At 73.1% G+C, this 25,395-nt stretch carries 19 protein-coding genes; 12 read left to right on the top strand and 7 right to left on the bottom strand.

Features of this window, described 5'->3' with window-relative positions:
- The first annotated feature begins 136 nt into the window (after positions 1–136).
- The 3 genes from ACIQ9G_RS02390 (at position 137) to ACIQ9G_RS02380 (ending at position 4,403) form a co-directional block, all read left to right on the top strand.
- Positions 137–1,870: an ABC transporter ATP-binding protein gene (locus tag ACIQ9G_RS02390; RefSeq protein WP_403605044.1), complete on the top strand. Its 1,734-nt coding sequence runs from the start codon at positions 137–139 to the stop codon at positions 1,868–1,870.
- A complete protein-coding gene (locus tag ACIQ9G_RS02385; protein WP_403605041.1) occupies positions 1,870–3,798 on the top strand; it encodes an ABC transporter ATP-binding protein in 1,929 nt (642 codons plus the stop codon). Before ACIQ9G_RS02390 ends, ACIQ9G_RS02385 begins: the two co-directional genes overlap by 1 nt.
- A 221-nt stretch (positions 3,799–4,019) precedes the next feature.
- Positions 4,020–4,403: a VOC family protein gene (locus ACIQ9G_RS02380; RefSeq protein ID WP_403605038.1), complete on the top strand. Its 384-nt coding sequence runs from the start codon at positions 4,020–4,022 to the stop codon at positions 4,401–4,403.
- A 179-nt stretch (positions 4,404–4,582) separates the two neighbouring features.
- Here the strand turns inward: ACIQ9G_RS02380 and ACIQ9G_RS02375 are convergent, their stop codons facing one another.
- The gene (locus ACIQ9G_RS02375) at positions 4,583–5,902 is read right to left on the bottom strand and encodes an RNA polymerase sigma factor (RefSeq protein ID WP_403605036.1); all 1,320 of its coding nucleotides are present in this window, start codon (positions 5,900–5,902) and stop codon (positions 4,583–4,585) included.
- A 137-nt stretch (positions 5,903–6,039) separates the two neighbouring features.
- Between ACIQ9G_RS02375 and ACIQ9G_RS02370 the strand changes: the two genes are divergently transcribed.
- Positions 6,040–6,969 carry a hypothetical protein gene (locus ACIQ9G_RS02370; RefSeq protein WP_403605033.1) on the top strand — a complete coding sequence of 310 codons (930 nt, stop codon included), beginning with the start codon at positions 6,040–6,042 and terminating at the stop codon, positions 6,967–6,969.
- Here ACIQ9G_RS02370 and dnaG read toward each other — a convergent pair.
- From dnaG to ACIQ9G_RS02350, 4 genes are all read right to left on the bottom strand, one after another.
- Positions 6,940–8,856: a DNA primase gene (gene dnaG / locus ACIQ9G_RS02365; RefSeq protein ID WP_403605030.1), complete on the bottom strand. Its 1,917-nt coding sequence runs from the start codon at positions 8,854–8,856 to the stop codon at positions 6,940–6,942. The genes ACIQ9G_RS02370 and dnaG overlap by 30 nt on opposite strands.
- 37 nt (positions 8,857–8,893) lie before the next feature.
- Complete coding sequence (locus ACIQ9G_RS02360; RefSeq protein ID WP_403605027.1) at positions 8,894–10,159, bottom strand: NAD(P)/FAD-dependent oxidoreductase; 1,266 nt, start codon at positions 10,157–10,159, stop codon at positions 8,894–8,896.
- Positions 10,160–10,313: 154 nt separating this feature from the next.
- Complete coding sequence (locus ACIQ9G_RS02355; protein ID WP_403605024.1) at positions 10,314–11,660, bottom strand: deoxyguanosinetriphosphate triphosphohydrolase; 1,347 nt, start codon at positions 11,658–11,660, stop codon at positions 10,314–10,316.
- Positions 11,661–11,721: 61 nt separating this feature from the next.
- Positions 11,722–12,624 carry a sirohydrochlorin chelatase gene (locus ACIQ9G_RS02350; protein WP_403605021.1) on the bottom strand — a complete coding sequence of 301 codons (903 nt, stop codon included), beginning with the start codon at positions 12,622–12,624 and terminating at the stop codon, positions 11,722–11,724.
- Between the two features lie 250 nt (positions 12,625–12,874).
- On the opposite strand from ACIQ9G_RS02350, the gene ACIQ9G_RS02345 reads away from it, so the two are divergent.
- Positions 12,875–13,561, top strand: a complete 687-nt coding sequence (locus ACIQ9G_RS02345; protein ID WP_403605018.1) for a vancomycin high temperature exclusion protein — start codon at positions 12,875–12,877, stop codon at positions 13,559–13,561.
- A gap of 103 nt (positions 13,562–13,664) precedes the next feature.
- Positions 13,665–16,145: a molybdopterin oxidoreductase family protein gene (locus tag ACIQ9G_RS02340; RefSeq protein ID WP_403605015.1), complete on the top strand. Its 2,481-nt coding sequence runs from the start codon at positions 13,665–13,667 to the stop codon at positions 16,143–16,145.
- A 7-nt stretch (positions 16,146–16,152) separates the two neighbouring features.
- Here the strand turns inward: ACIQ9G_RS02340 and ACIQ9G_RS02335 are convergent, their stop codons facing one another.
- Positions 16,153–16,566, bottom strand: a complete 414-nt coding sequence (locus ACIQ9G_RS02335; RefSeq protein ID WP_403605012.1) for a gamma-glutamylcyclotransferase family protein — start codon at positions 16,564–16,566, stop codon at positions 16,153–16,155.
- Positions 16,567–16,696: 130 nt separating this feature from the next.
- On the opposite strand from ACIQ9G_RS02335, the gene ACIQ9G_RS02330 reads away from it, so the two are divergent.
- From ACIQ9G_RS02330 to ACIQ9G_RS02320, 3 genes are all read left to right on the top strand, one after another.
- Entirely contained in the window at positions 16,697–18,340 is a 1,644-nt protein-coding gene (locus ACIQ9G_RS02330; RefSeq protein ID WP_403605009.1) for a M4 family metallopeptidase, read from the top strand.
- A 448-nt stretch (positions 18,341–18,788) separates the two neighbouring features.
- On the top strand, positions 18,789–19,310 hold the full coding sequence (locus ACIQ9G_RS02325; RefSeq protein WP_356181033.1) for a hypothetical protein: 522 nt from the start codon (positions 18,789–18,791) through the stop codon (positions 19,308–19,310).
- A 110-nt stretch (positions 19,311–19,420) separates the two neighbouring features.
- A complete protein-coding gene (locus tag ACIQ9G_RS02320) occupies positions 19,421–20,035 on the top strand; it encodes a class F sortase (protein WP_403605005.1) in 615 nt (204 codons plus the stop codon).
- Between the two features lie 73 nt (positions 20,036–20,108).
- Here the strand turns inward: ACIQ9G_RS02320 and ACIQ9G_RS02315 are convergent, their stop codons facing one another.
- Positions 20,109–20,891 (bottom strand): sulfite exporter TauE/SafE family protein, encoded by a 783-nt coding sequence (locus ACIQ9G_RS02315; protein ID WP_403605003.1) that lies wholly within the window; start codon positions 20,889–20,891, stop codon positions 20,109–20,111.
- Between the two features lie 267 nt (positions 20,892–21,158).
- On the opposite strand from ACIQ9G_RS02315, the gene ACIQ9G_RS02310 reads away from it, so the two are divergent.
- From ACIQ9G_RS02310 to nirD, 3 genes are read left to right on the top strand one after another with little or no spacing between them, the layout of a single operon-like run.
- Positions 21,159–22,388 (top strand): NAD(P)/FAD-dependent oxidoreductase, encoded by a 1,230-nt coding sequence (locus ACIQ9G_RS02310; protein ID WP_403605000.1) that lies wholly within the window; start codon positions 21,159–21,161, stop codon positions 22,386–22,388.
- Entirely contained in the window at positions 22,388–25,000 is a 2,613-nt protein-coding gene (gene nirB / locus ACIQ9G_RS02305; protein ID WP_403604997.1) for a nitrite reductase large subunit NirB, read from the top strand. Before ACIQ9G_RS02310 ends, nirB begins: the two co-directional genes overlap by 1 nt.
- On the top strand, positions 24,997–25,347 hold the full coding sequence (nirD, locus tag ACIQ9G_RS02300) for a nitrite reductase small subunit NirD (RefSeq protein WP_403604994.1): 351 nt from the start codon (positions 24,997–24,999) through the stop codon (positions 25,345–25,347). The genes nirB and nirD overlap by 4 nt, the downstream gene beginning before the upstream one ends.
- The last annotated feature ends 48 nt before the right edge of the window (positions 25,348–25,395 follow it).

The raw sequence follows: 25,395 nt of genomic DNA, 5'->3' as shown, positions 1-25,395 counted from the left end.
AGGGCCAATGGCTGACGGGCCGTCGGTCGTTGGCCCGCTGTCGGGTTAATCGGTTGGGGTAACACGGGTGGAGTGTCCGACGATAGGGGCCAGGGGACGTCGACCACTCCCCACCGCCGACTCCGAGAGACCCAGCGTGCTCATACGACTTCTGCGGACCTATCTCAGGCCGTACCGAAAACCCATCGCCGTACTGGTGCTGCTGCAGTTCGTGCAGACCTGCGCCACCCTCTACCTGCCCACCCTGAACGCCCACATCATCGACGAGGGCGTCGTGAAGGGCGACACCGGTTACATCCTCACGTACGGCGCCCTGATGATCGGCATCTCGCTGGCGCAGGTCGTCTGCAACATCGGTGCCGTCTACTACGGCGCCCGGACCGCGGCGGCGCTCGGCCGGGACGTGCGCGCCGCCGTCTTCGACCGGGTGCAGTCCTTCTCCGCGCGCGAGGTCGGCCACTTCGGCGCGCCCTCCCTCATCACCCGGACCACCAACGACGTCCAGCAGGTGCAGATGCTGGCGCTGATGACGTTCACCCTGATGGTGTCGGCGCCCATCATGTGCGTGGGCGGCATCGTGATGGCGCTGGGCCTGGACGTGCCGCTGTCCGCCGTGCTGGTCGCGGTCGTTCCCGTGCTCGGCGTCTGCGTCACCCTGATCGTGCGCCGGCTGCGCCCGCTGTACCGCTCCATGCAGGTGCGCCTGGACACGGTGAACCGGGTGCTGCGCGAGCAGATCACCGGCAACCGGGTGATCCGGGCCTTCGTCCGCGACGACTACGAGAAGGACCGCTTCCGCCGGGCCAACACCGACCTCACCGACATGTCGCTGGCCACCGGGCGACTGCTCGCGCTGATGTTCCCGATCGTCATGACGGTGGTGAACCTGTCGTCCATCGCCGTGGTGTGGTTCGGCGCGCACCGCATCGACAGCGGCGGGATGCAGATCGGCGACCTGACCGCGTTCCTCGCCTATCTGATGCAGATCGTGATGTCCGTGATGATGGCGACCTTCATGTTCATGATGGTGCCGCGCGCGGAGGTGTGCGCCGAGCGCGTCCAGGAGGTCCTCGGCACCGAGTCCAGCGTGGTGCCGCCGCTCGCCCCGGTCACCGAGCTGCGCCGGCACGGCCATCTGGAGATCCGTGCGGGCGGCTTCCGCTATCCGGGGGCCGAGGAGCCCGTGCTGCGCGCCGTCGACCTGGTGGCCCGGCCCGGTGAGACGACGGCCGTCATCGGCTCGACCGGCAGCGGCAAGTCCACGCTGCTGGGGCTGGTGCCCCGCCTGTTCGACGCCACCGAGGGCGAGGTCCTCGTCGACGGGGTGGACGTGCGGACCGTCGATCCCGAACTGCTGGCCCGGACCGTCGGGCTGGTGCCGCAGAAGCCGTACCTGTTCGCCGGCACCGTGGCGACCAACCTGCGCTACGGCAATCCGGACGCCACGGACGAGGAACTGTGGCACGCGCTGGAGGTTGCGCAGGCCAAGGACTTCGTGACCGCGCTGGAGGGCGGCCTCGAGGCGCCGATCGCGCAGGGCGGCACCAACGTCTCCGGCGGCCAGCGCCAGCGCCTGGCCATCGCCCGCACCCTGGTGCAGCGCCCGGAGATCTACCTCTTCGACGACTCCTTCTCCGCCCTCGACTACGCCACCGACGCGGCGCTGCGGGCGGCCCTGGCCGAGGAGACGGCGGAGGCGACCGTCGTCATCGTCGCCCAGCGCGTGGCCACCATCCGGGACGCCGACCGGATCGTCGTCCTGGACGAGGGACGGGTCGTCGGCACCGGCCGCCACCACGAACTGATGGCGGACAACGAGACCTACCGGGAGATCGTCCTCTCCCAGCTGACGGAAGCGGAGGCTGCCTGATGGCCGGGCCGATGGGGCGGATGATGGCCGGGGGCGGCCCCGACAACCGCTCGATGGACTTCAGGAAGTCGGGCGCACGGCTCATCGCCCGGTTCCGACCCGAACGGGTCACGATCTACGGGCTGGTCCTGTGCGTGGTCCTCAGCGTCACCCTGAGCGTGATCGGCCCGAAGATCCTCGGCCGGGCGACCGACCTGGTCTTCGGGGGGATCGTCGGACGGCGGATGCCGTCCGGGCCGACCAAGGAGCAGGTCCTCGACTCCATGCGGCAGCGGGGCCAGGGCGCCGTCGCCGACATGCTGAAGGGCACGGACTTCACCCCCGGCAAGGGCATCGACTTCGGCGCCGTAGGGAACGTGCTGCTGCTCGCGCTCGGCACGTTCCTCCTCGCCGGCCTGCTGATGGCGGTGGCGACCCGGCTGGTGAACCGGTCGGTCAACCGGACCATGTTCCGGATGCGCGAGGACGTCCAGGCGAAGCTGTCGCGGCTGCCGCTGTCGTACTTCGACAAGCGGCAGCGCGGCGAGGTGCTCAGCCGGGCCACCAACGACATCGACAACATCGGGCAGACGCTCCAGCAGTCGATGGGGCAGCTCATCAACTCGCTGCTGACCATCATCGGCGTGCTCGTGATGATGTTCTACGTCTCCTGGCTGCTCGCGCTGGTCGCCCTGGTGACGGTGCCGCTGTCGTTCGTCGTCGCCACCCGCATCGGCAAGCGGTCGCAGCCGCAGTTCGTGCAGCAGTGGCGCTCCACCGGCAAGCTCAACGCCCACATCGAGGAGATGTACACCGGGCACACCCTGGTGAAGGTGTTCGGGCGGCAGGAGGAGTCGGCGCGGCAGTTCGCCGAGCAGAACGAGGCGCTGTACGAGGCCGGGTTCCGGGCGCAGTTCAACAGCGGGATCATGCAGCCGCTGATGATGTTCGTGTCGAACCTGAACTACGTGCTGGTCGCGGTCGTCGGCGGGCTGCGGGTCGCCTCGGGCGCCCTGTCCATCGGTGACGTGCAGGCCTTCATCCAGTACTCGCGGCAGTTCTCGATGCCGCTGACGCAGGTCGCCTCGATGGCGAACCTGGTGCAGTCGGGCGTCGCCTCGGCCGAGCGGGTCTTCGAACTCCTGGACGCGGAGGAGCAGGAGGCGGACCCGGTGCCGGCCACGCGGCCGGAGGAACTGCGCGGACGGGTCGCGCTGGAGCACGTCTCCTTCCGCTACGACCCCGACAAGCCGCTGATCGAGGACCTGTCCCTGAAGGCGGAGCCCGGCCACACCGTCGCGATCGTCGGCCCGACCGGCGCGGGCAAGACCACCCTGGTCAACCTGCTCATGCGGTTCTACGAGGTGTCCGGCGGGCGCATCACCCTCGACGGCGTCGATGTCGCGCGGATGTCCCGGGACGAACTGCGCTCCGCGATCGGCATGGTGCTCCAGGACACCTGGCTGTTCGGCGGCACGATCGCGGAGAACATCGCCTACGGCGCCTCCCGCGAGGTCACCCGCGGGGAGATCGAGGAGGCGGCGCGGGCCGCGCACGCGGACCGGTTCGTCCGCACCCTGCCCGACGGCTACGACACCGTGATCGACGACGAGGGCTCCGGGGTGAGCGCGGGCGAGAAGCAGCTCATCACCATCGCGCGGGCGTTCCTGTCCGACCCGGTGATCCTGGTCCTCGACGAGGCGACCAGTTCCGTCGACACCCGTACCGAGGTGCTCATCCAGAAGGCGATGGCCAAACTCCAGCACGGCAGGACGTCGTTCGTCATCGCGCACCGGCTCTCCACGATCCGGGACGCGGACACGATCCTCGTCATGGAGAACGGGTCCATCGTCGAACAGGGCGCGCACGACGAACTGCTGGCCGCCGACGGGGCCTACGCACGGCTGTACAAGGCCCAGTTCGCGCAGGCGGTCGCCGAGGTCGACTAGGACCGGCCCGGGCCGTCACGTCCGGAGCCGGACGCCCCGGGCTGCCGTGGTGGCGGGGCTGGGGCGGTCCGGTGGCCGTGGGCCGCGCGAGCCCTTGCGCGGCCCACGGCCACCGGGCGTGTGGGGAGCGCGCCCCTCCGACGGCGACCCCAGGCAGCCCGGGGGTGGGTGCGGCTGTATTTCGGTGGCGGGTGCGGCGCCGCTCGGACATGATCGCGCGCATGCCCTCAACGGTGACGAACATTGCGATCGACTGTGCGAACGCCTACCGGCTGGCACGGTTCTGGGCCGATGTGACCGGCCACCCCCTGGACCCCGGGGACGGCCCGGGGGACGAGGAGACCGAGATCATGCTTCCGGGCGGCCCGGCCCTGCACTTCAACCAGGTCCCGGAGCCCAAGTCGGCCAAGAACAGACTCCATCTGTGTCTGCGTCCCGACACCTCCCGGGACGCCGAGGTCCAGCGGCTGACGGAGCTGGGCGCCTCCCTCGTCGCCGACCGCCGCAGACCCGACGGCTGGGGCTGGGTCGTTCTCGCCGACCCGGAAGGCAACGAGTTCTGCGTGCTGCTCGCCGAATCCGAGCGGGCCGCTCTGTCCTCGTGACGCCGACCTTCGCCCCTGGATTCGGCGTCAGCCCCGCGACGGGTGCCGCTGCGCCGACGCGTCCACGCCCAGGCGTTCTCCGTGCGGCGGCCGGGTGCCCTCCCGCGTGGTGAGTGGGCACCCGGCCGCGTGCGTCCGTAGCCGGCCCGGGGCCGCTTGCCCGGCGTGAGGGGCCCCGGTCAGTCCAGGTAGCCGCGGAGCTGGTCGGCGAAGGCGTGGTCGCGCAGCTTGCCGAGGGTCTTGGACTCGATCTGGCGGATCCGCTCCCGCGTCACGCCGAAGATGCGCCCTATCTCCTCCAGGGTGCGCGGACGGCCGTCGACGAGGCCGTAGCGGAGCTGGACCACCTTCCGCTCCCGCTCCCCGAGCGTCGACAGCACGGCCTCCAGGTGCTCCCGGAGCAGCAGGAACGCGGCCGACTCCACGGGTGAGGCGGCGTCGCCGTCCTCGATGAGGTCGCCGAGGGCGACATCGTCCTCCTCGCCGACCGGCGCGTGCAGGGAGACCGGCTCCTGGGCCAGCCGCAGCACCTCCCTGACCCGCTCGGGCGGCAGGTCGAGGTGGGCGGCGACCTCCTCCGGGGTGGGCTCGTAGCCCTGTTCCTGGAGCATCCGGCGCTGGACGCGGACGACACGGTTGATGAGTTCGACGACGTGGACCGGGACGCGGATGGTGCGGGCCTGGTCGGCGAGGGCGCGGGACATCGCCTGGCGGATCCACCAGGTGGCGTAGGTGGAGAACTTGTAGCCGCGGGCGTAGTCGAACTTCTCCACCGCCCGGATCAGGCCGAGGTTGCCCTCCTGCACCAGGTCGAGCATGGTCAGGCCGCGGCCGATGTACCGCTTGGCGACGGAGACGACGAGCCGCAGGTTCGCCTCGATCAGGCGGCGCTTGGCCATCCGGCCCAGCACCACGAGCCGGTCCAGGTCGAGCGCGAGCCGGCTGTCCAGGTCCGGGGTGCTGCCCAGCTTCTCCTCCGCGAACAGCCCGGCCTCCACCCGGCGGGCCAGTTCGACCTCCTCGGCCGCGGTGAGCAGCGGGATCCGGCCGATCTCGCGCAGGTACTGGCGGAAGAGGTCCGAGGAGGGGCTACCGGTCTCGGTGCGGGTCGGGGCCGGTGCGGCGGGCTCGGCCGGCTCGGCGGCCCCGGCGCCCTCCAGGGCTTCGGCGGGCGGTTCCTCCAGCTCGCCGGCGGGCGGTTCCCCGGGTCCGGCGGGATCCGCGGCCGGGCCGTCCGGCTCCGCCTCCGAGTGGAGCGTGACCCGGTCCTGCGGGGGTACGGCGGCGACCGCGAGGCCACCGGCGACGTCGGTCTGGGCGAGGGTCTGGGTCTGCACGGGGGCGACCTCCAGGATGATCGCTGCCAGGGGGAGCGGCAGCGGTACTCGGGGGGCGGAGTCGGCGGCCACGCCGCTGTCCGTCCCGTACGCGATGAGTGGAACCGCGGGGGTGTAGGACCCGTGGGGGACGGATCGGCCGCGCTCCGAGGACTCAGGCACCGGACCCAGTGTGGGGTACGACACATCACTGCCACGAGGGGCGTGCGGTGACTTTTTGCGATCGTCCCGTGACCGCGCGATTACGGGGACGGCGAACACGGATGCCCTCGCGCGTACTGATCTGGCAAGATCCCCGGGTGTCCGCATCCTTGTACGAAAGCCATGTGACGGTCCGCTGCGACAGCTCCGCCGACTCCGAGCGGCTCACCGGCTGGGCGGCCGCGGCCGGCCTGAAGCTCACCCGCATCGAACTGGCCCGCGGGCGGATGCGGTCGCAGCCCATGCTGACCCTGACGGGCGCGAGGAGCTACGACGCGGCCAGGACGCAGGCCGAGAGCGTCGCGGCGCGACTGCGGGCGGACGGGTTCGCGCCGGTGCGGGTGAAGACGGAGTCGGCGCCGTGGGCGCCGGAGGTGCCGGCCGAACCGTGCGGCGGGGCACAGTACTTCGAGCACCATGTGAAGCTGCGGCCGGCCGCGGGCACCGATCTGGACGCGCTGGCCGCCCGGGTGGTGCCGCACGGCGCGCACCTGTCCTGGAACGCGCGGCGGGCCCTCGGCGACGGCCGGCACGAGCGGTTCGTGACCGTGCCCGGGGAGGAGGTCACCCAGCGCCTGGTCTTCGACCCGGCCATGAAGCAGTACCCCAACGCCTACCGCGCCACCGACCCGGCCCGCACCGACGCCTGGCGCAGGGCCCGGCGGCGGGTCGTGCACGGGGCCACGCCCGCGCTGTCGCTCGCCTGGAAGATGATGTGGCTGATCAACGACGCCTACGCGCAGGGCAAGGACCTGTACGACGCGGTTCTGCTGGCCGAGCGGCACCCGCTGCCCTACGAGCTGCTGCGCCAGGTGTTCGAGCTGTCGGGCGAGTGGCCCTACCCGGACCGGAAGTCCGTCACCCTCGACGACGTGGTGGAGATGCTGGGGTACGTCGAGTGGAACCACTTCGTGGCGGAGTACCCGCAGCACCGGGACGACGAGCAGATGTTCGTCGACCGGCTGGTCCGTGCCGTCGCCCCGACCTTCGAGGGCGGGTCACAGGGCGTCGGTGCCGTGCACCCTTAGCGCCTGGTCGTACTGCTGGAGCACCCACAACTCGTTCTGCACGGCGGCCAGTTCGGCCGGGTCGCCGCCGGCGCCCAGGCGGGTGAGCCGGGACTGGATGTCGCGGACCCGGCGCTCCACCGCGCGGCGGCGCACGGTGACCAGCTGGGCGCCCGCGTAGACCTCGTCCGCCCCCTTCGCTCCCCTGGGCATCATGATCGCCTCGACGGCCAGCTCCGTGACCATCGCGCGGACGCTGTCGTCGGGGGCCAGCTCCCGGACCCGCACGAGGTACTCCTGGGGGTCCTGGACGCCGTACTCCGCGCCGCCCGCGTCCAGGACGGCCTGGCGTACGGCGGCGTAGGGCGGGGCGGTGAACTCGTCGACGCCGTACGCGTCGAAGGCCGGGGAGACCAGCTCGGGGCGCTGGAGGGCGAGCTTCAGCAGCTCGCGCTCGGTGGCGTGCACGGGGTTGCGCAGGTGCAGGGCGGGACCGCGGGCCGGGGACGCGGCGGCGGCGTACCGCTGCGGGGAGCGCTGCTGCTGCCGGTCCGGCGCCTGGCCCCGGCCGCCCTCGCGCGCCCAACGGGCCAGCTGCGCCACCCGCTTGACCACGAACTGGGTGTCGAGGATGCCGAGCATCCCGGCGAGCTGCACCGCGACCTCGTGCTGGGCGCCGCTGTTCTTGATCCGCGCCACGATCGGCGCCGCCTCGTCCAGCGCGGCCGCGCGGCCCGCGGGGGTGTCGAGGTCGTAGCGGGCCACGATCTGGCGCAGCGCGAACTCGAACAGCGGGGTGCGCGGCTCGGCCAGGTCGGCGACCGCCTCGTCGCCCTTGGCCAGGCGGAGTTCGCAGGGGTCCATGCCGTCCGGGGCGATCGCGATGTAGGTCTCGGCGGCGAACTTCTGGTCGTCCTCGAAGGCGCGCAGGGCGGCCTTCTGGCCGGCGGCGTCCCCGTCGAAGGTGAAGATCACGCGGGCCGAGCCGTTGTCCATCAGCAGCCGGCGCAGGATCTTGATGTGGTCGCCGCCGAAGGCCGTGCCGCAGGTCGCGATCGCGGTGGGCACACCGGCGAGGTGGCAGGCCATGACGTCGGTGTAGCCCTCGACGACGACGGCGCGGCTGGACTTGGCGATCTCCTTCTTGGCCAGGTCGATGCCGTAGAGGACCTGGGACTTGCGGTAGATCGCGGTATCGGGGGTGTTGAGGTACTTGGGGCCGCTGTCGGCCTCGTAGAGCTTGCGGGCGCCGAAGCCCACCACCTCGCCGCCGATGTCGCGGATCGGCCACATCAGGCGGCCGCGGAAGCGGTCGATCGGGCCGCGGCGGCCCTCCTGGGACAGGCCGGAGAGCAGGAGCTCCTTGTCGGTGAAGCCCTTGCCGCGCAGGAAGCGGGTGAGGTGGTCCCAGCCCTGCGGGCTGTAGCCGACGCCGAAGTGCTGGGCGGCGGCCTGGTCGAAGCCGCGCTCGGCGAGGAAGACCCGGCCGGTCTCGGCCTCGGCGCCGGTGGCGAGCTGCTCGGCGTACCACTCGGCGGCCAGTTTGTGCGCCTCGACCAGGCGGATGCGCTCGCCGCGCTGATGGGAGGGGTTGTACCCGCCCTCCTCGTACCGCAGGGTGATGCCGGCCTGGCCGGCCAGACGCTCGACCGCCTCCGAGAAGGTGAGGTGGTCGATCTTCATCACGAACGTGATGGTGTCGCCGCCCTCCTGGCAGCCGAAGCAGTGGAAGAGCCCCTTGCTCGGGCTGACCTGGAAGGACGGGGACTTCTCGTCGTGGAACGGGCACAGGCCCTTCAGGTTGCCGCCGCCCGCGTTCCGCAGCTGGAGGTACTCGGACACCACGGCGTCGATCGGGACCGCGTCCCGTACCGCCTTCACGTCCTCGTCGTTGATCCGTCCTGCCACGCGTGAATTCTACGGGGCGGGACGGACACTCCCCGCGCTACGGGACCAGGCTCTCCAGCGGGACGTGCGGGTCTGCGAGCGCCTCGGTGTCCACGGGCGCCTTGGCGCGGATCAGCCGCTGCACGGTCTCTGTGACGTCCCACACATTCACGTTCATCCCGGCGAGGACCCGGCCCTCCTTCATCCAGAACGCGATGAACTCGCGCTTCCCGGCGTCCCCGCGGATCACCACCTCGTCGTACGACCCCGGGGGCGCCCAGCCGGAGTACTCCATGCCCAGGTCGTACTGGTCGGAGAAGAAGTAGGGCACGCGGTCGTAGGTGACGTCCTTGCCGAGCATCGCGCGGGCCGCGGCCGGTCCGCCGTTGAGCGCGTTGGCCCAGTGCTCGACGCGCAGCCGGGTGTCGAAGAGGGGATGCGGGAAGGCGGCGACGTCCCCGGCGGCGTGGATGTCGGGGTCGGAGGTGCGCAGCCGCTCGTCGACGACGATGCCGCCGCCGTGCTCGCGGCCGGCGATGTCCAGGCCCGCGGCCTCGGCGAGCGAGACGCGGGGCGCGGCGCCGATCGCGGCGAGCACGTCGTGGCAGGGGTGCTCCTCGCCGTCGTCGGTGCGGGCGGCCAGCACCATGCCGTCCTGCCCGACGATCTCGGTGAGCCGGGCGCCGAAGTGGAAACGGACGCCGCGCTCGCGGTGCAGCTCGGCGAAGAGCTGCCCGAGCTCGGGGCCGAGCACGGCGTGCAGGGGCGTGGCGGACGGCTCGACGACGGTGACCTCGGCGCCGTACTCGCGGGCCGCCGCGGCGACCTCCAGGCCGATCCAGCCTGCGCCCGCGATGACCAGGTGGCCGTTGTCCCGTCCGAGGTGGGCCAGGACGCCCTTGAGGCGCTCGGCGTGGGCGAGGCGGCGCAGGTGGTGGACGCCCGCGAGGCCGGTGCCGGGGATGTCCAGGCGGCGCGGCTCGGCGCCGGTGGCCAGCAGCAGCTTGTCGTAGCGCACATGGGTGCCGTCGTCGCCGTAGTGGACGGTCTTCGCGGCGCGGTCGATCGCCACGACCGTCTGGCCGAGGTGCAGCTCGACGTCGTTGCGCGCGTACCAGGCGGGCTCGTGGACGAAGACGCTGTCGCGCTCGTCCTTGCCGAGCAGGTAGCCCTTGGACAGCGGCGGCCGTTCGTAGGGGTGGTCGCGCTCGTCGCAGATGAGGATCACGCGGCCGCTGAAGCCCTCCGCGCGGAGGGTCTCGGCCGCCTTCGCGCCGGCGAGACCGCCTCCGACGATGACGAATGTCTGATCCGCGTCGACCACTTGATGCCTCCTCGTAACGGTGCCGCCATCTGCGAGCGTCCCGCACGGAGCGTGATGCGGGAAGAGGGAGTGACCCGATCAGGCCACGGAGGGTCACCTTCGGGACCCCTGGATCACCTGGGTCCCGTGCGTACCTGCGGGGCCCTCGCCAGTGTCATATGTGCCCCGTCAGACGGGCGTGAAGCGAACGGGCCGAGGCGTCGGTGAGGGAGGCGATCTGGTCGACGACGACGCGCTTGCGGGCGCGGTCGTCGCCCGCCTGGTCGAACAGGGCGCGGAACTGCGGGTCGAGGCCGTCGGGGGCGCGGGCGGTGAGGGCCTCGGCCAGCTCGGCGACCACGATCCGCTGGTCCGCGCGGAGCCGCTCCTGCTCGGCGCGCTGCATCACGTACCGGTCGGCGACCGCCTTGAGGACGGCGCACTCCATGCGGGCGGCGCGCGGGACGACGAGCTCGGCCCCGTACCGCGTGAGGCGGCCGCTGCCGTACTCCTCCCGGGTGGCGCCCTCGGCGGCCAGGCAGAAGCGGCCGATGAGCTGGCTGGTGGCGTCCTTCAGGCGGGCCTGGGCGACCGCCGAGCCGTCGTAGCCGTGCGGCCACCACTCCTGGTCCAGGAGGCGGTCCAGGGCCTCCGCGAGCTCCTCGGTGTCGGTGTCCGCGGGCACGTACCGCCCGACGGCGACCCCGAAGACCGCCTGCCGCTCCGGCTCGGCGTGCAGGCAGTTGGGGTCGATGTGGCCGGCGTGCAGGCCGTCCTCCACGTCGTGCACCGAGTACGCCACGTCGTCCGACCAGTCCATGACCTGCGCCTCGAAGCACGTGCGCGTGCCGGGGGCCTCCTTGCGGATCCAGTCGAAGACGGGCCGGTCCTCCTCGTAGACACCGAACTTGCCGGACGCCGGGTCGGTGGGGTGGGCGCCGCGCGGCCAGGGGTACTTGGTGGCGGCGTCGAGGGTGGCCCGGGTGAGGTTGAGGCCGACGCTGACGAGGCTGTCGGTCTCCGGGTCGCGGACGAACCGCTTGGGTTCGATGCGGGTGAGCAGCCGCAGCGACTGGGCGTTGCCCTCGAAGCCGCCGCAGTCGCGCGCGAACTCGTTGAGCGCCTGTTCGCCGTTGTGCCCGAAGGGCGGGTGGCCCAGGTCGTGGGAGAGGCAGGCCGCCTCCACCAGGTCGGGGTCGCAGCCGAGGGCGGCGCCCAGCTCGCGGCCGACCTGGGCGCACTCCAGCGAATGGGTGAGCCGGGTGCGGGGGCTGGCGTCCCAGACCTGGCTGCGCGTCCCCGGGGTGACCACCTGCGTCTTGCCCGCCAGGCGCCGCAGGGCGGCGGAGTGCAGCACGCGCGCGCGGTCGCGCTGGAAGGCGGTGCGGCCGGGCCGCTTGTCGGGCTCGGCGGCCCAGCGCTCGACGGCCGACGCCTCGTAGCCGACGGGCGGTACGTGGTTCTCGTAGGTCTGTGGTTCCGTCTCGTACGTCCGCGGTGCCCCGGGAGCGATGCCTTCCATGTCTCGACAGTAAGCGCAGGCAGTGACATTCGGGACGTCAGCGTCCGTTTCCCGTGGCGCTTCAGGCCGAGGCGAGCGCGGGTCCGGCCGTGGTCTCCGGCGCGGCGAGGACCTGGTCGTAGCGGTGCAGGACCAGGCGGGCCATCGCCGGGTGGTCGCCGAGCGGGGCGGCGGCGATCCCGGGCGCGGCCTCGGCGCACTGGGTGGCGAAGCGGCCGGGGGCGGTGAAGCAGGAGGCGACGGCGACGCGGTGGCGGCCCCGGGCGGCCAGGGCGCGCAGGGCGTCCGGGACGGTCGGCGTGGCGGCGGAGGCGTAGGCGGCGACGACGGGCACGCCGAGACGCTCGGCCAGCAGCCGGGCTGTGGTGCGGGTGTCGGCCGCGGACTCGGGGTCGTGGGAGCCGGCCGCGGCGAGGACCACCCCGCTCGCGCGCCGGGCGGCGCCGCCCGCGCCCGGACGCCACCCGGCCTCCACCAGCCGGTCGTGGAGGGTCTCCACGAGCAGCGGGTGCGGGCCGAGCGGGGCGGCCACGCGTGCGTGTGCCGGGGCGGCCGCCGCCGTCTCGGGGATGTCCCGCTTGACGTGGTGGCCGCGACTGAGCAGCAGCGGCACCAGTACGGCCGGGGCGCCCGCCAGGTCCGCGAGGGTGTCCGGGAGCAGCGGCTCGTTCAGTTCGATGTGGCCGAGGCGCACGGGCAGCCCGGGGCGCAGGTCGCGGACCCGGTCCATGAGGGCCCGTACGGTGGTCAGCGCGCGCGGGTCGCGGCTGCCGTGCGCCACGAGGACGAGGGCGGGCGGCCCGGGGCGGCGCCTGCCGTCGAGCGCGACCAGGCCGAGCCGGCCGGCCAGGTGCCTGCTGATGCTGTTCATGATCTGCGCCGTGCTGTCGAGGTGGACACCGCCGGGCGGGGGGCCGCCGGGGCGCTGGAAGGACTCGTCGCGAGGAGGGTTCGACGCCGTCATGCAGGGATTCTCCCGGCCGCGGATTGCGCCGCCGTTGCGTGACCGTGACAGGTGTTTTCCAGGCGATCACCGGGCGGCGCGAGAGGGTGTGAGGCGGTGCGGGGGCGCATTTCGGGGCGTACGGGCGTCGGTGTCCGCCGTGCGCGGGCTGTTGCGAAGGTGGTGCGCGGAAGGCGAACCGGGGTGCCGCGCGCCGCGTCCTCCATGATCGGGGCAGGCCCGAGCGGGCCGCCCGGGGAGGGGACGTCCGATGCGCCGACCGAAGCCGCCACGACCGCGCCTGCCGCGCACTCGGGGAGGGCGGCGGCGCCTGGTGCAGGCGCTGGTGGCCGGATGCGTGCTGGCACTGCTTCCGGCGACCTGGATGTACACGGTGACCGGCGACCGCCTGCGCACCACGGCGGACGTGCCGCGCACCGAGGTCGCCGTCGTGTTCGGGGCCGGTCTGTGGGACGGCGAGCCGTCGCCGTACCTGGCGCACCGCCTGGACGCGGCGGCGGAGCTGTACCGCGCGGGCCGGATCAGGGCCGTCCTGGTCACCGGCGACAACAGCCGCGACGACTACGACGAGCCGGACGCCATGCGGGCGTACCTCACTCGGCACGGCGTCCCCGGCACCCGGGTGGTGACCGACTACGCCGGCTTCGACACCTGGGACTCCTGCGTGCGCGCGAGGAAGATCTTCGGGGTGCGCCGGGCGGTGCTGATCAGCCAGGCGTTCCACATCCGCCGGGCCGTCGCCCTGTGCGACGCGGCGGGCGTCGACTCCTGGGGCGTCGGCGTGCAGGAGAAGCACGACGTGACCTGGTACTACGGCGGCACCCGCGAGGTCTTCGCGGCGGGCAAGGCGGCCCTGGACGTGCTGTTCCAGCCCGATCCGAGGTTCCTCGGGCCGAAGGAGCCGGGGGTGGCCCGCGCCCTGGCCGACGGCCGCTGACCTCCACCTCACGGCGGGCGGGGGCGGACGGGGAGGTCACCGTCCCGGCCGTGTAACAGGGGGCCGCCCGGGTCCGTAACACGCCCGACGCACGCTGGGCGGCATGCAGACCTCCGCGACGCCCACGCACTGCCCGTACTGCGCCCTGCAGTGCGGGATGAATCTCACGCCCGTCCCCGGCGGTGGCGTCGAGGTGACCGAGCGCGCGGACTTCCCGGTCAACCGGGGGGCGTTGTGCGGCAAGGGCCGTACGGCGCCGGCGGTGCTCTCCTCCCGGGTGCGGCTGACATCCCCGCTGGTGCGCTCCGGCGACGGCACCCTCACACCCGCGACCTGGGAGGAGGCCCTGGACCGGATCGCCGAGGGGCTCTCCCGGGCGCGCACCGCGCACGGTCCGGACGCCTGCGGGGTGTTCGGCGGGGGCGGTCTGACCAACGAGAAGGCGTACGCGCTCGGCAAGTTCGCCCGGGTGGTGCTCGGCACCTCGCAGATCGACTACAACGGCCGCTTCTGCATGTCGTCGGCGGCGGCCGCCGGGACGAGGGCGTTCGGGCTGGACCGCGGGCTGCCGTTCCCTCTGGAGGACATCCCGAGGACGGGCTGTGTGATCCTGGTCGGCTCCAACCCGGCGGAGACGATGCCGCCGTCGCTGCGGTACTTCAACGAGCTGCGCGAGAACGGCGGCACGCTCGTCGTCGTCGATCCGCGCCGCACCCGGACCGCCGAGCAGGCCGACCTCCATCTGGCCCCCCGTCCGGGCACCGACCTCGCGCTGGCGCTTGGCCTGCTGCACCTGGTCGTCGCCGAGGGCCGCGCCGACGAGGCGTACATCCGCGAGCGCACCACCGGCTGGGAGGAGGCGCGGGCCGCGGCCATGGCGCACTGGCCGGAGCACGTGGAGCGGATCACCGGGGTGCCGGTCCCGCAACTGCGCGAGGCGGTACGGCTGTTCTGCGAGCCGGAGGCCGCGATGGTGCTCACCGCGCGCGGTCCCGAGCAGCAGTCCAAGGGCACCGACACCGTGGGCGCGTGGATCAACCTGTGCCTGGCGACCGGGCGCGCGGGCCGCCCGTTGTCCGGGTACGGCTGCCTGACCGGGCAGGGCAACGGGCAGGGCGGACGCGAACACGGCCAGAAGGCCGACCAGTTGCCCGGCTACCGCAAGCTGACCGACCCGGCGGCGCGGCGGCACGTGGCCGAGGTGTGGGGCGTGGACCCGGACACGCTGCCGGGTCCGGGGCGCAGCGCGTACGAACTGCTGGACGCGCTCGGCACGGACATCCGCACGCTGCTGCTGATGGGGTCCAACCCGGTGGTCTCGGCGCCCCGCGCCGCCCATGTGGAGGAGCGGCTGCGGTCGCTGGACTTCCTGGCGGTGTGCGACGTGGTGCTGTCCGAGACGGCGGCCCTCGCGGACGTCGTCCTGCCGGTCACGCAGTGGGCCGAGGAGACGGGCACGACGACCAGCCTGGAGGGGCGGGTGCTGCTGCGGGGGCGCGCGCTCACCCCGCCGGACGGGGTCCGCAGCGACCTGGAGGTGCTGCACGAACTCGCGGCGCGCCTCGGGGTGGAGAAGGGCTTCCCGACCGACCCCGAGGAGGTCTTCGAGGAGCTCCGCCGGGCCAGCGCGGGCGGTCCGGCGGACTACTCCGGGATCACCTACCGCAGGCTGGCGGACGAGAACGGCGTGTTCTGGCCCTGCCCCGCGCCGGCCGGGGACGCGGAGTACATGGAGGGCGCGGAGGAGGCGAACGGCGGCGGGGGCGGAGGAGGCGCCACGCTCGCCACCATGTCCACCGGCGCCTCCACCGCCACGTCCACCGCGTCCACCGCCTCCGTGGCGGACGGCGAGGACGCCTGCCTGGACGTCGTCGCGGACGACCCGGCGCGCGACGACGCCGCCGTCGCTCCCCCGCCGCTCGAAGCCCTTTCCGGCGCCCACCGGTCCGACGCCTCGACCGGCCTCCCCGGCCCCGGCACCCACCGGCCCGACGCCCCGTCCCGCGTCACCGAGCCCGGAGCCCGCCCCCGTACCCCGCGGCCCGCGATGCACCCCGGCACCCACCGGCGCGACGCCCCGTCCGGCGCCCCCGGGCCGGAGCACCCCGGCACTCCCCGACTGTTCCTCGACCGGTTCGCCACCGACGACGGGCGGGCCCGGTTCGCGGCCGTGTCGCACCGGCCGGCCGCGGAGGAACCGGACGACGACTACCCGGTGCTGCTGACGACCGGGCGGGTGGTGGCCCAGTACCAGTCCGGCGCCCAGACCCGGCGGGTGGACGAGCTGAACGCCGCCGCGCCCGGCCCGTTCGTCGAACTGCACCCGCGGCTGGCGGCGCGGCTCGGGGCGGCCGAGGGCGACCCGGTCGCGGTCGTCTCACGGCGCGGGCGGGCGGTGGCCCCCGCCCGGATCACCAGCGGCATCCGGCCGGACACGGTGTTCATGCCCTTCCACTGGGCGGGCGAGGGACGCGTGAACACCCTGACCAACCCGGCGCTCGACCCGGCTTCGCGGATGCCGGAGTTCAAGGTGTGCGCCGTACGGTTGGAGGCCGTGAAGGCCCGGGCGACAGAAGACAGCTGACAGCCCGTCAGCTGCGGATCCGCCAGTCACCGCCCTCGATCCGCCTCCCGCCCGCCCGCAGCCGTGCCGCGACGGGCGGCGCGGCGACGTACACCCAGGCCTGCACCACCAGGCCGTCGCTCGCGCGGACGACCCCCCGCTCCACCCGTTCGTACAGGTTCCGCGCGTCGCCGGGCGCGTACTCCTCCAGCCCGTCCAGGACGGCCAGCAACTCCCGGTACTCCCCGGGCCGTGCGGTGACGAGCTCGCCGTGCACCACGCCGCCCGACTCGTCGACGGCGTACGGATAACCGGGCCCCTCGTAGAGAACGGATCCGGTCAGCCTGCCGGGCTCCGCGGAGCTGGTGCGGCCGCGCAGAAACCGGTCGTGGTTGGTCTCACCTGGGCGAAGAGTGCCGTAGACGAAGAACGGGAGAGTCACAGAAACGATTCTCTCCCCTCACACATCCCCCCGCCTGCGCTATGGACATGACATGTCATGGCCCCTTAAATCTCAGTCATCACCAGCGCCACCCCCACGCGCCCGAGGGCGCCCGCGCTCAAGGAGAACGATGAGTCGGACACGGCACTCCCGAGGCTCCCGTCTCGCCACGGCCGGCACAGCCGCCACCGCAGCCACCCTGCTGGCCGCCGCACTCTCCCCCGCCGCGCACGCGGACGACAGACCGACCCGGTCCACCGCGATCCAGAACGCCGCCTCCGCGCTCGCGGACCACGCCACCACCCTGGGCCTCACCGCGGCCCAGGACACCACCGTACGGGACGTGGTCGTCGACAAGGACGGCACCCAGCACGTCCGCTACGACCGGACGTACAAGCAACTCCCGGTCCTCGGCGGTGACTTCGTGGTCCACCTGGCCCCCGACGGCGCCTACCGCAGCGCCAACCGGGCCACCAGGAGCGCCATCTCCCTCCAGAGCGTCACCCCGACGGTGGGCGCGCCCAAGGCCGCCGACCTCGCGGTGAACGCGCTGCGCGCCGCGAACCTCGGCGAGACCCTGCGCCGGGTCACGGCCAAGCCCCACCTCCTCGTCGACGCCCTGCACGGCACCCCGCGCCTGGCCTGGCGCACCGACGCCGTCGGGCAGGACTCCCGCGGCAACCCGGTCGCCCGTACGGTGCTGACCGACGCGCGCACCGGCGCGCAGATCGACAGCTGGGACAGCATCGAGACGGCCACCGGCGACGGCAAGGGGCTCTACAGCGGCACGGTGCCGCTGGAGACCACCCTGTCGGGATCGACGTACCAGCTGAAGGACCCGACGCGCGGCAACACGTACACCGGTGACGCCGCGAACAAGACCGACCTCTGCTTCCTCGGCATCTGCTTCCAGCGCGCCCCCGCGACGCTGTTCACGGACGCCGACAACCACTGGGGCACGGGCACGACGGCGGACCGGGCTTCGGCGGCCGTGGACGCGCAGTATGGCACCAACGCGACCTGGGACTACTACAAGAACGTCCACGGCCGCAACGGCATCGCGGGCGACGGCAAGGGCTCGTACAACCGCGTCCACTACGGCAACAACTACAACAACGCCTTCTGGGACGACAGCTGCTTCTGCATGACGTACGGCGACGGCGACGGCAGCACGTTCGGGCCGCTGGTGGCCCTGGACGTGGCCGGGCACGAGATGTCGCACGGCGTGACGTCGAAGACCGCGGCGCTGACCTACTCGGGCGAGTCGGGCGGCCTGAACGAGGCCACCTCGGACATCTTCGGCACCCTGGTGGAGTGGTACGCCAACAACTCCTCCGACCCCGGTGACTACCTCATCGGCGAGGAGATCGTCCGCTCGGGCTTCGGCAAGGCGGCGCTGCGGTTCATGGACAAGCCGTCCAAGGACGGCAACTCGGCCGACTGCTGGAGCAGTTCGGTGGGCAACCTCGACGTCCACTACTCCTCCGGCGTCGCCAATCACTTCGCCTACCTGCTCTCCGAGGGCAGCGGCGCGAAGACGATCAACGGCGTCAGCTACGACTCCCCGACCTGCAACGGGTCCTCGGTCACCGGCATCGGCAGGGACAAGCTGGGCAAGATCTGGTATCGCGCCCTGACCGTCTACATGACGTCGTCCACGAACTACGCGGGCGCGCGCACCGCGACGCTCAACGCGGCGAAGGACCTCTACGGCGCCGGCAGCGCGGAGTACAACGCGGTGGCGGCGGCCTGGAGCGCGGTCAACGTCGGCTGATCCGGCACGACGCACCACTCCCGTGCACAGGACGCACCACTCCCGTGTGCACGACGTACCGCCCCTGAGCGGGCGACGCACCACCCCGCGTGAAGGAGGCCGGCCCCGGTGGGGCCGGCCTCTCGCGCGTGTACGGCATCGGGGTGAGCGCCACGGAGGCGGCCCGGCGTACCACGGCGGACCGCTCACCCGTTCACCCCCGTGGCCCGCACCCTTCGGGATGTTTTCGACGGGCCGTCAGCATGACAGCCGTGACCTGCCCAAACTTGCTCCGCCCGGGCCCTCCGGCCGCCTCATGGACACCCATTCATCCTACTTTCTGACTCTTTGTCGAAAGGCGAGCCCGCCCCGGGGCGGCTTATCTCGGAAGGGCAGGGGCGCGACCGACACGGCGGCACACGGAGATGCCGCGGGCCGCGACCCCACCGCAGAGCTCGGAGGAGCACCGATGCGACGACCCGCCCGTCCGCTGACCGGGGCCGCGCTCGCCGTAGCCGCCGCGAGCGGCCTCGCCGCGCCCGCGTACGCCGCGGACACCGCCGGCCTGGAGGTGTACCCGTCCTCGGTGGTGCCGGGCGGTCAGGTCACCGTGAACACGAAGGCGTGCGGCGAGAAGGCCACCGCGGCGGGCGACGCCAGCGCGGTCGGCGCCGGACCCTTCACGCTGGCGCCCAGCGCGCACGAGGGCGACGCCATCGGCCAGTTCCGGGTGCCGGAGAGCGCCCAGCAGGGGACGTACGAGATCGTCGTGCGGTGCGCCGAGGGCGGCAAGGAGGTCAGGGGCGACCTGGTGGTCACGCTGACCGCGGTGCGCGGGCAGGTGCTGCCCCGAGGAAGTGTGAAGACGGGGGTCGGCGGCGCGCTGGGCCCCGACCCCGTGCAGTCCGCGGCCGGCGTGGCGGCTCTCGCCGTCGCCGCCGCGGGCGGTACCTGGCTCCTGCATCGCCGGGCGAGAGGCGACGGGATCTGACGGGCGCCCTCCGCTGTCCGTCCGCCGGTACCGCACGCCCCTCCCCCTCCGGGTCCGACGCCCCTCGTGGCCCGGAGGGGGCGGGGCACCGAGTCCGGAAGAGAGTACGTATGCGCAGGATAGGCAACACCTCCATAGCCACCGTCACCGTGGCCGCCCTCTGCGGCGGCGCCTGGCTGCTGCACGGCGCCGGGCACGCCCCGCCCCAGCCCTCCGTGGCCGAGGGCCTGCCCGACCCCGGCGAGGCGCGGCTCACGGCCCCCGCGCTGCCGCCGTCCCCGCCGGACCGCATCCGCATCCCCTCGATCCGGGTGAACGCCCCGCTGATGGGCCTCCGCCTCACCAGCTCCGGCAGCCTCGACGTCCCGCCCGCCGGGCAGAAGAACCTCGCCGGCTGGTACGAGGCCGGCACCACCCCGGGCGAGACCGGCACCGCGATCGTCGCCGGCCACGTCGACAACATCGAGGGACCGGCCGTCTTCTACGACCTCGGCGCCCTGAAGAAGGGCAGCGCCATCGAGGTGGACCGGCGGGACGGCTCCGTGGCCCGCTTCACCGTGGACGCGGTCGAGGTCTACGCGGCGAAGAACTTCCCCGACGGCAAGGTGTACGGCGCCGCGAAGCGCCCCGAGCTGCGGGTGATCACCTGCGGCGGCGGCTACTCGCGGACCACCGGCTACCAGGGCAACGTGGTCGTCTTCGCCCATCTGACCGGCAGCAGCTGACCGGGAGCCGCCGACCGGCCCGCGGCCACCCGGCCCGTCGAGGCCGGAGCCCGGTCTTCCGGGGGTCGGGCCCCTACGCCACCCACTGCTCGTACGCCAGGTTCGCCACCAGCGCGAACACCACCGTCAGCAGCACCACGCGGACGAAGCCGCTGCCCTTCTTCAGCGCGGTGCGCGCGCCCAGGGTGCCGCCCGCCAGGTTGAACACGGCCATCAGCGCGGCCAGTTGCCACAGGACCGTGCCCTGCCAGGCGAAGGTGGCCAGGGCGCCCGCGTTGGTGCAGCAGTTGACGATCTTGGCCGTGGCGGAGGCGGTCACCAGGTCGAGGTGCAGGACCGCGGTGAGCGCCAGCACCAGGAAGGTGCCGGTGCCGGGGCCGACGAAGCCGTCGTAGAAGCCGATGCCGAGACCCGCGAGGCCGATCGCGGCCAGCACCTGGCGGCGGGTGGCCGGGCCGGGCGCGGGGGCGGTGCCGAACGCGGGCCGCAGGATCACGAAGGCCGCGACCGCGAGCAGCACCACCATGATCAGCGGCTTGAGGACCTCGGTGCTCATCCCGGCCGCGAAGAAGGCGCCCGCGCCGGAGCCGGCGAGCGCCGCGAGACCGATGCGGACGGCGGTGCGCACGTCGACGGGCGCGCGGCGGGCGTACGTCACGGCCGCGCCCGTGGTGCCGACGATGCCGACCGCCTTGTTGGTGCCGAGCGCGTACGCGGCCGGGGTACCGCCGGGCAGCCCGAGCAGCAGCGCGGGCAGCAGCAGGAGCCCGCCGCCGCCGACCACGGCGTCGATCCACCCGGCCGCGAGGGCGGCGAGGCACAGCAGGGCGACCACGGTCGGCGATATCTGGGGCATGATCGCGACCCTAGAGACGCGATACGTGCGCCGTCCACGCACCTGAGGGACTTCAGAGCTTCGCCGCCCGCGCACCCCGCAGCATCCTCCCGGCCCGCACACACACCTCACGGCACCGCCCGGGACCGCCCGCGCCCACCTCACAGCACCGTCCCGCCCCGCCCGCGCACCCCTCACACCTGATCCCCGCTCCCGCTGAGGGCAGCGTTCCCCGGGGGAAACAGACGTGATGCGGCCGGGTAACGTCGACGCCGCACGCTGCGGTGCATGACCTCGAATACGCGTGTGGTGGTGATCGGCGCCGGACTCGCGGGTGTGACGCTCGCCCGGCGGCTGGCCGAGCTCGGCACGCCCGCGCTGCTCGTCGGCGAGGAGGAGCACCGCCCGTACAACCGGGTCCTGCTCGCCGAGGTGCTGGCCGGCCGGTACGCCCCCGAGGTGATCGCCCTTCCGGCGCCCGCCGGTCTGGTCCGCGCCCGGGTCACCGGCATCGACCGCACCGCACGGCGGCTGCGGTGCGCGGACGGCACGGAGATCGCATACGACAGGCTGGTCCTGGCGACCGGCTCCAACCCCGTACTGCCGCCGCTGCGCGGCCTGTTCACCACCGGTCGGCACGAACTGCCCGAGGGCGTGCACGCGTTCCGGACCATGGACGACTGCCTCGGCCTGTCCAAGGCGGTCCGGCCGGGGGTGCGGGCCGTCGTCATCGGCGGCGGGCTGCTCGGGGTGTCCGCCGCGCGGGCGCTGGCGTTGCGCGGCGCCCAGGTGGTGCTCGCCCAGCAGGCCGAGCGGCTGATGGAACGCCAACTGGACCCCGAGGCGTCACGGCTGGTGCTGCGGCACCTGACGGACCTGGGCGTGGAGGTCCACACCGAGTGCCGGGTGCGGGACGTGCGCTGCGCCGGCGGCGCGGTCCGCTCGGTGGAGATGGCCGACGGCTACGCCCTCGACGCCGACCTCGTCGTCCTGGCCTGCGGTGTCCACCCGCGGGTGGGGCTCGCCGAGGACGCCGGGCTCGCGGTGCGCAAGGGCGTCCTCGTCGACGACGCGCTGCGGACGTCCGACCCGCGCATCCACGCCGTCGGCGACTGCGCCCAGCACGACGGAACGGTGTACGGCCTCGCCGCGCCCGCGATCGAACAGGCGTACGCGCTCGCCGAGTCGCTGGCCGGGGACACGGACGGCCCGGCCGCCCGCTACACCGGCACCCGCTCCCTGACCCGGCTCACCCTGACCGGGCGGGACGCGCCCTTCGACCTCGCCGCCTTCGGCGAGACCGAGCCGCTGCCCGGCGACGACGTGGTGCGGCTCGCCGACGCCACCCGCGGGACCTACCGCAAGGTCGTCGTCCGCGACGACCGCCTGGTCGGCGGGGTCCTCGTCGGCGAACTCGGCACCGTCGGCGCGCTCGCCCGCGCCTGGGAGGGGGCGGAGCCGCTCCCCTCGGACGGCGGCCCCCTGCTCCATCTGCTCACCAACGACGGAGGCTCCTGATGTCCACGACGGCCGCCCGGCCCCGCCCCACGATCGTGCTCGTCGGCCACGGCATGGTCGGCCAGCGCTTCCTCGAAGCGCTCGCCGAGCGCGGCCTGACCGCCACGCACCGCGTGGTCGTGCTGTGCGAGGAGCCACGGCCCGCGTACGACCGCGTGCAGCTGACCTCGTACTTCTCGGGGAAGACCCCCGAGGACCTCTCCATGACCGACATGGGGTTCATCGGGGACCACGGCATCGAGCTGTACGTTGGCGATCCGGCGGAGACGGTCGACCGCGAGGCGCGCAGGGTGACCGCCCGCTCGGGGCTCGTCGTCGACTACGACGTCCTCGTGCTGGCCACCGGCTCCTACCCCTTCGTTCCACCCGTCCCCCACAAGGACGCCGAGGGCTGCTTCGTCTACCGCACGATCGAGGACCTGCTCGCGATCGAGGAGTACGCGCGGACCCGCGCCACGACCGGCGCGGTGGTCGGCGGCGGCCTGCTCGGACTGGAGGCGGCCGGTGCGCTGAAGGGCCTCGGGCTCACCAGCCACATCGTCGAGTTCGCGCCGCGCCTGATGCCGGTGCAGGTGGACGAGGGCGGTGGCGCGGCTCTGCTGCGCACCATCGAGGACATGGGCCTGTCCGTCCACACCGGGGTCGGCACGCAGGAGATCGTCGTCGGCGAGGACGGCGCGGTCACCGGCATGAAGCTGTCGGACGGCTCCGAACTCGCCACCGACATGGTGGTGTTCAGCGCGGGTGTCCGCCCCCGCGACCAGCTCGCCCGGGACTGCGGGCTGGCGGTCGGCGAGCGCGGCGGCATCACCGTCGACGAGCAGTGCCGCACGGTCACCGACCCGCACGTGTTCGCGATCGGCGAGTGCGCGCTGGCGTCGGACGGCCGGGTGTACGGCCTGGTGGCCCCCGGCTACGAGCAGGCGGAGACGGCGGCCGCGGCCATCGCCGAGGACGAGGCCTCCTTCACCGGCGCCGACCTGTCCACGAAGCTCAAGCTGCTCGGCGTCGACGTCGCCTCCTTCGGCGACGCGCACGGCAGCACCGAGGGCTGCCTGGACGTCGTCTACTCCGACTCCCGGGCGGGCCTGTACAAGAAGCTGGTCGTCGGCCGGGACGGCACGCTGCTCGGCGGCATCCTGGTCGGCGACGCGGAGGCCTACGGCACGTTGCGCGCGCTCACCGGCTCGGTGCCGCCGATCTCGCCGGAGCAGCTGGTCCTCCCGGCGGGCGCGGGCGCCCCGGCCCAGCTGGGCCCGTCCGCGCTGCCGGACGAGGCGGTGATCTGCTCCTGCCACAACGTCACCAAGGGAGCCGTCCGCGGCGCGGTCGCCGAGCACCGGTGCACCACCGTGCCGGCGGTCAAGAAGTGCACCAAGGCCGGTACGGGCTGCGGCAGTTGCGTCAAGGTGCTCACCCAGCTGGTCAACGACGAGCTGGAGGCGAGCGGCGTCGAGATCGACAAGGGGCTGTGCGGCTGCTTCCCGCAGACCCGCGAGGAGCTCTACGAGATCGTCCTCGCCCTGCGCGTCACCTCCTACCAGGACCTGCTGGACCGCTACGGCCGTGAGGGCGCCCGGGGCGGCGACGGCTGCGAGACCTGCAAGCCGGCCGTCGCCTCGGTCATCGCCTCGCTCGCCCCGGCGATCGGCGCCGACGGCTACGTCCTGGACGGCGAGCAGGCCGCGCTCCAGGACACCAACGACCACTTCCTCGCCAACCTCCAGAAGAACGGCTCGTACTCGGTGGTGCCGCGCATCCCCGGCGGCGAGATCGCCCCGGAGAAGCTGATCGTGCTCGGCGAGGTAGCCCGGGACTTCGGTCTCTACACCAAGATCACCGGCGGTCAGCGCATCGACCTGTTCGGGGCGCGGGTGGAGCAACTGCCGCTGATCTGGGCCCGGCTGGTCGACGCGGGCTTCGAGTCCGGCCACGCCTACGGCAAGTCGCTGCGCACGGTGAAGTCCTGCGTCGGGCAGACCTGGTGCCGCTACGGCGTCCAGGACTCCGTGCGGATGGCGATCGACCTGGAGCTGCGCTACCGCGGACTCAGGTCGCCGCACAAGCTCAAGTCGGCGGTCTCCGGCTGCGCCCGCGAGTGCGCGGAGGCGCAGTCCAAGGACTTCGGCGTGATCGCCACCGCGAGCGGCTGGAACCTGTACGTCGGCGGCAACGGCGGCGCCACCCCGCGCCACGCGGACCTGCTCGCGCAGGACCTGTCCGACGCCGAACTGGTCCGGCTGATCGACCGGTTCCTGATGTTCTACGTCCGCACCGCCGACCGCCTGGAGCGCACCTCGGTGTGGCTGGAGCGGATCCCGGGCGGCCTAGACCATGTGCGGGACGTGGTGGTGCACGACTCGCTGGGCATCTGCGGGGAGCTGGAGTCGCTGATGGCCGCCCATGTGGCGCACTACCGCGACGAGTGGGCCGAGACCATCGAGGACCCCGGGAAGCTCGCCCGGTTCGTGTCCTTCGTCAACGCCCCCGACACCCCGGACCCGGTCGTCGGCTTCGTCCCCGAGCGCGACCAGATCAAGCCCGACCTGCCGCTGCTCTCCATCGGCAGGCGCCCTGCCCACGACGTCCTGGAAGGAAGCGCCCAGCGATGACCCTGGCCCCAGAGACCACCGACCTGAAGGTCCGGCTCCGGCTCGACGCCGGCTGGCTCACCGTCTGCGACCTGAGCACGCTGCTCCCCGGCCGCGGGGTGGCGGCCCTGCTGCCGGACGGTCGCCAGGCGGCCCTGTTCCGCGACCGCTCGGGCCGGCTGTACGGCATCGACAACCGCGACCCGTTCACCGGCGCCGCGGTCCTCTCCCGCGGCCTGACCGGCACCCACCGGGGGCGCCCGTTCGTCGCCTCCCCCCTGCTCAAGCAGCGTTTCGACCTGCTCTCCGGCCAGTGCCTTGACGACGAGGGGGTACGGGTGACGGCGTACGAGGTGCGCGCCGGCTGACGCCCGGCACGACGTCGACGCACGCCGAAGGGGCGGCACCCCCGCACA

The sequence above is a fragment of the Streptomyces sp. NPDC096152 genome (assembly GCF_044763235.1).
GTDB lineage: Bacteria > Actinomycetota > Actinomycetes > Streptomycetales > Streptomycetaceae > Streptomyces.
Note: the sequence above shows the minus strand (reverse complement) of the source record. Positions and strands in the feature narration are given on the sequence as shown.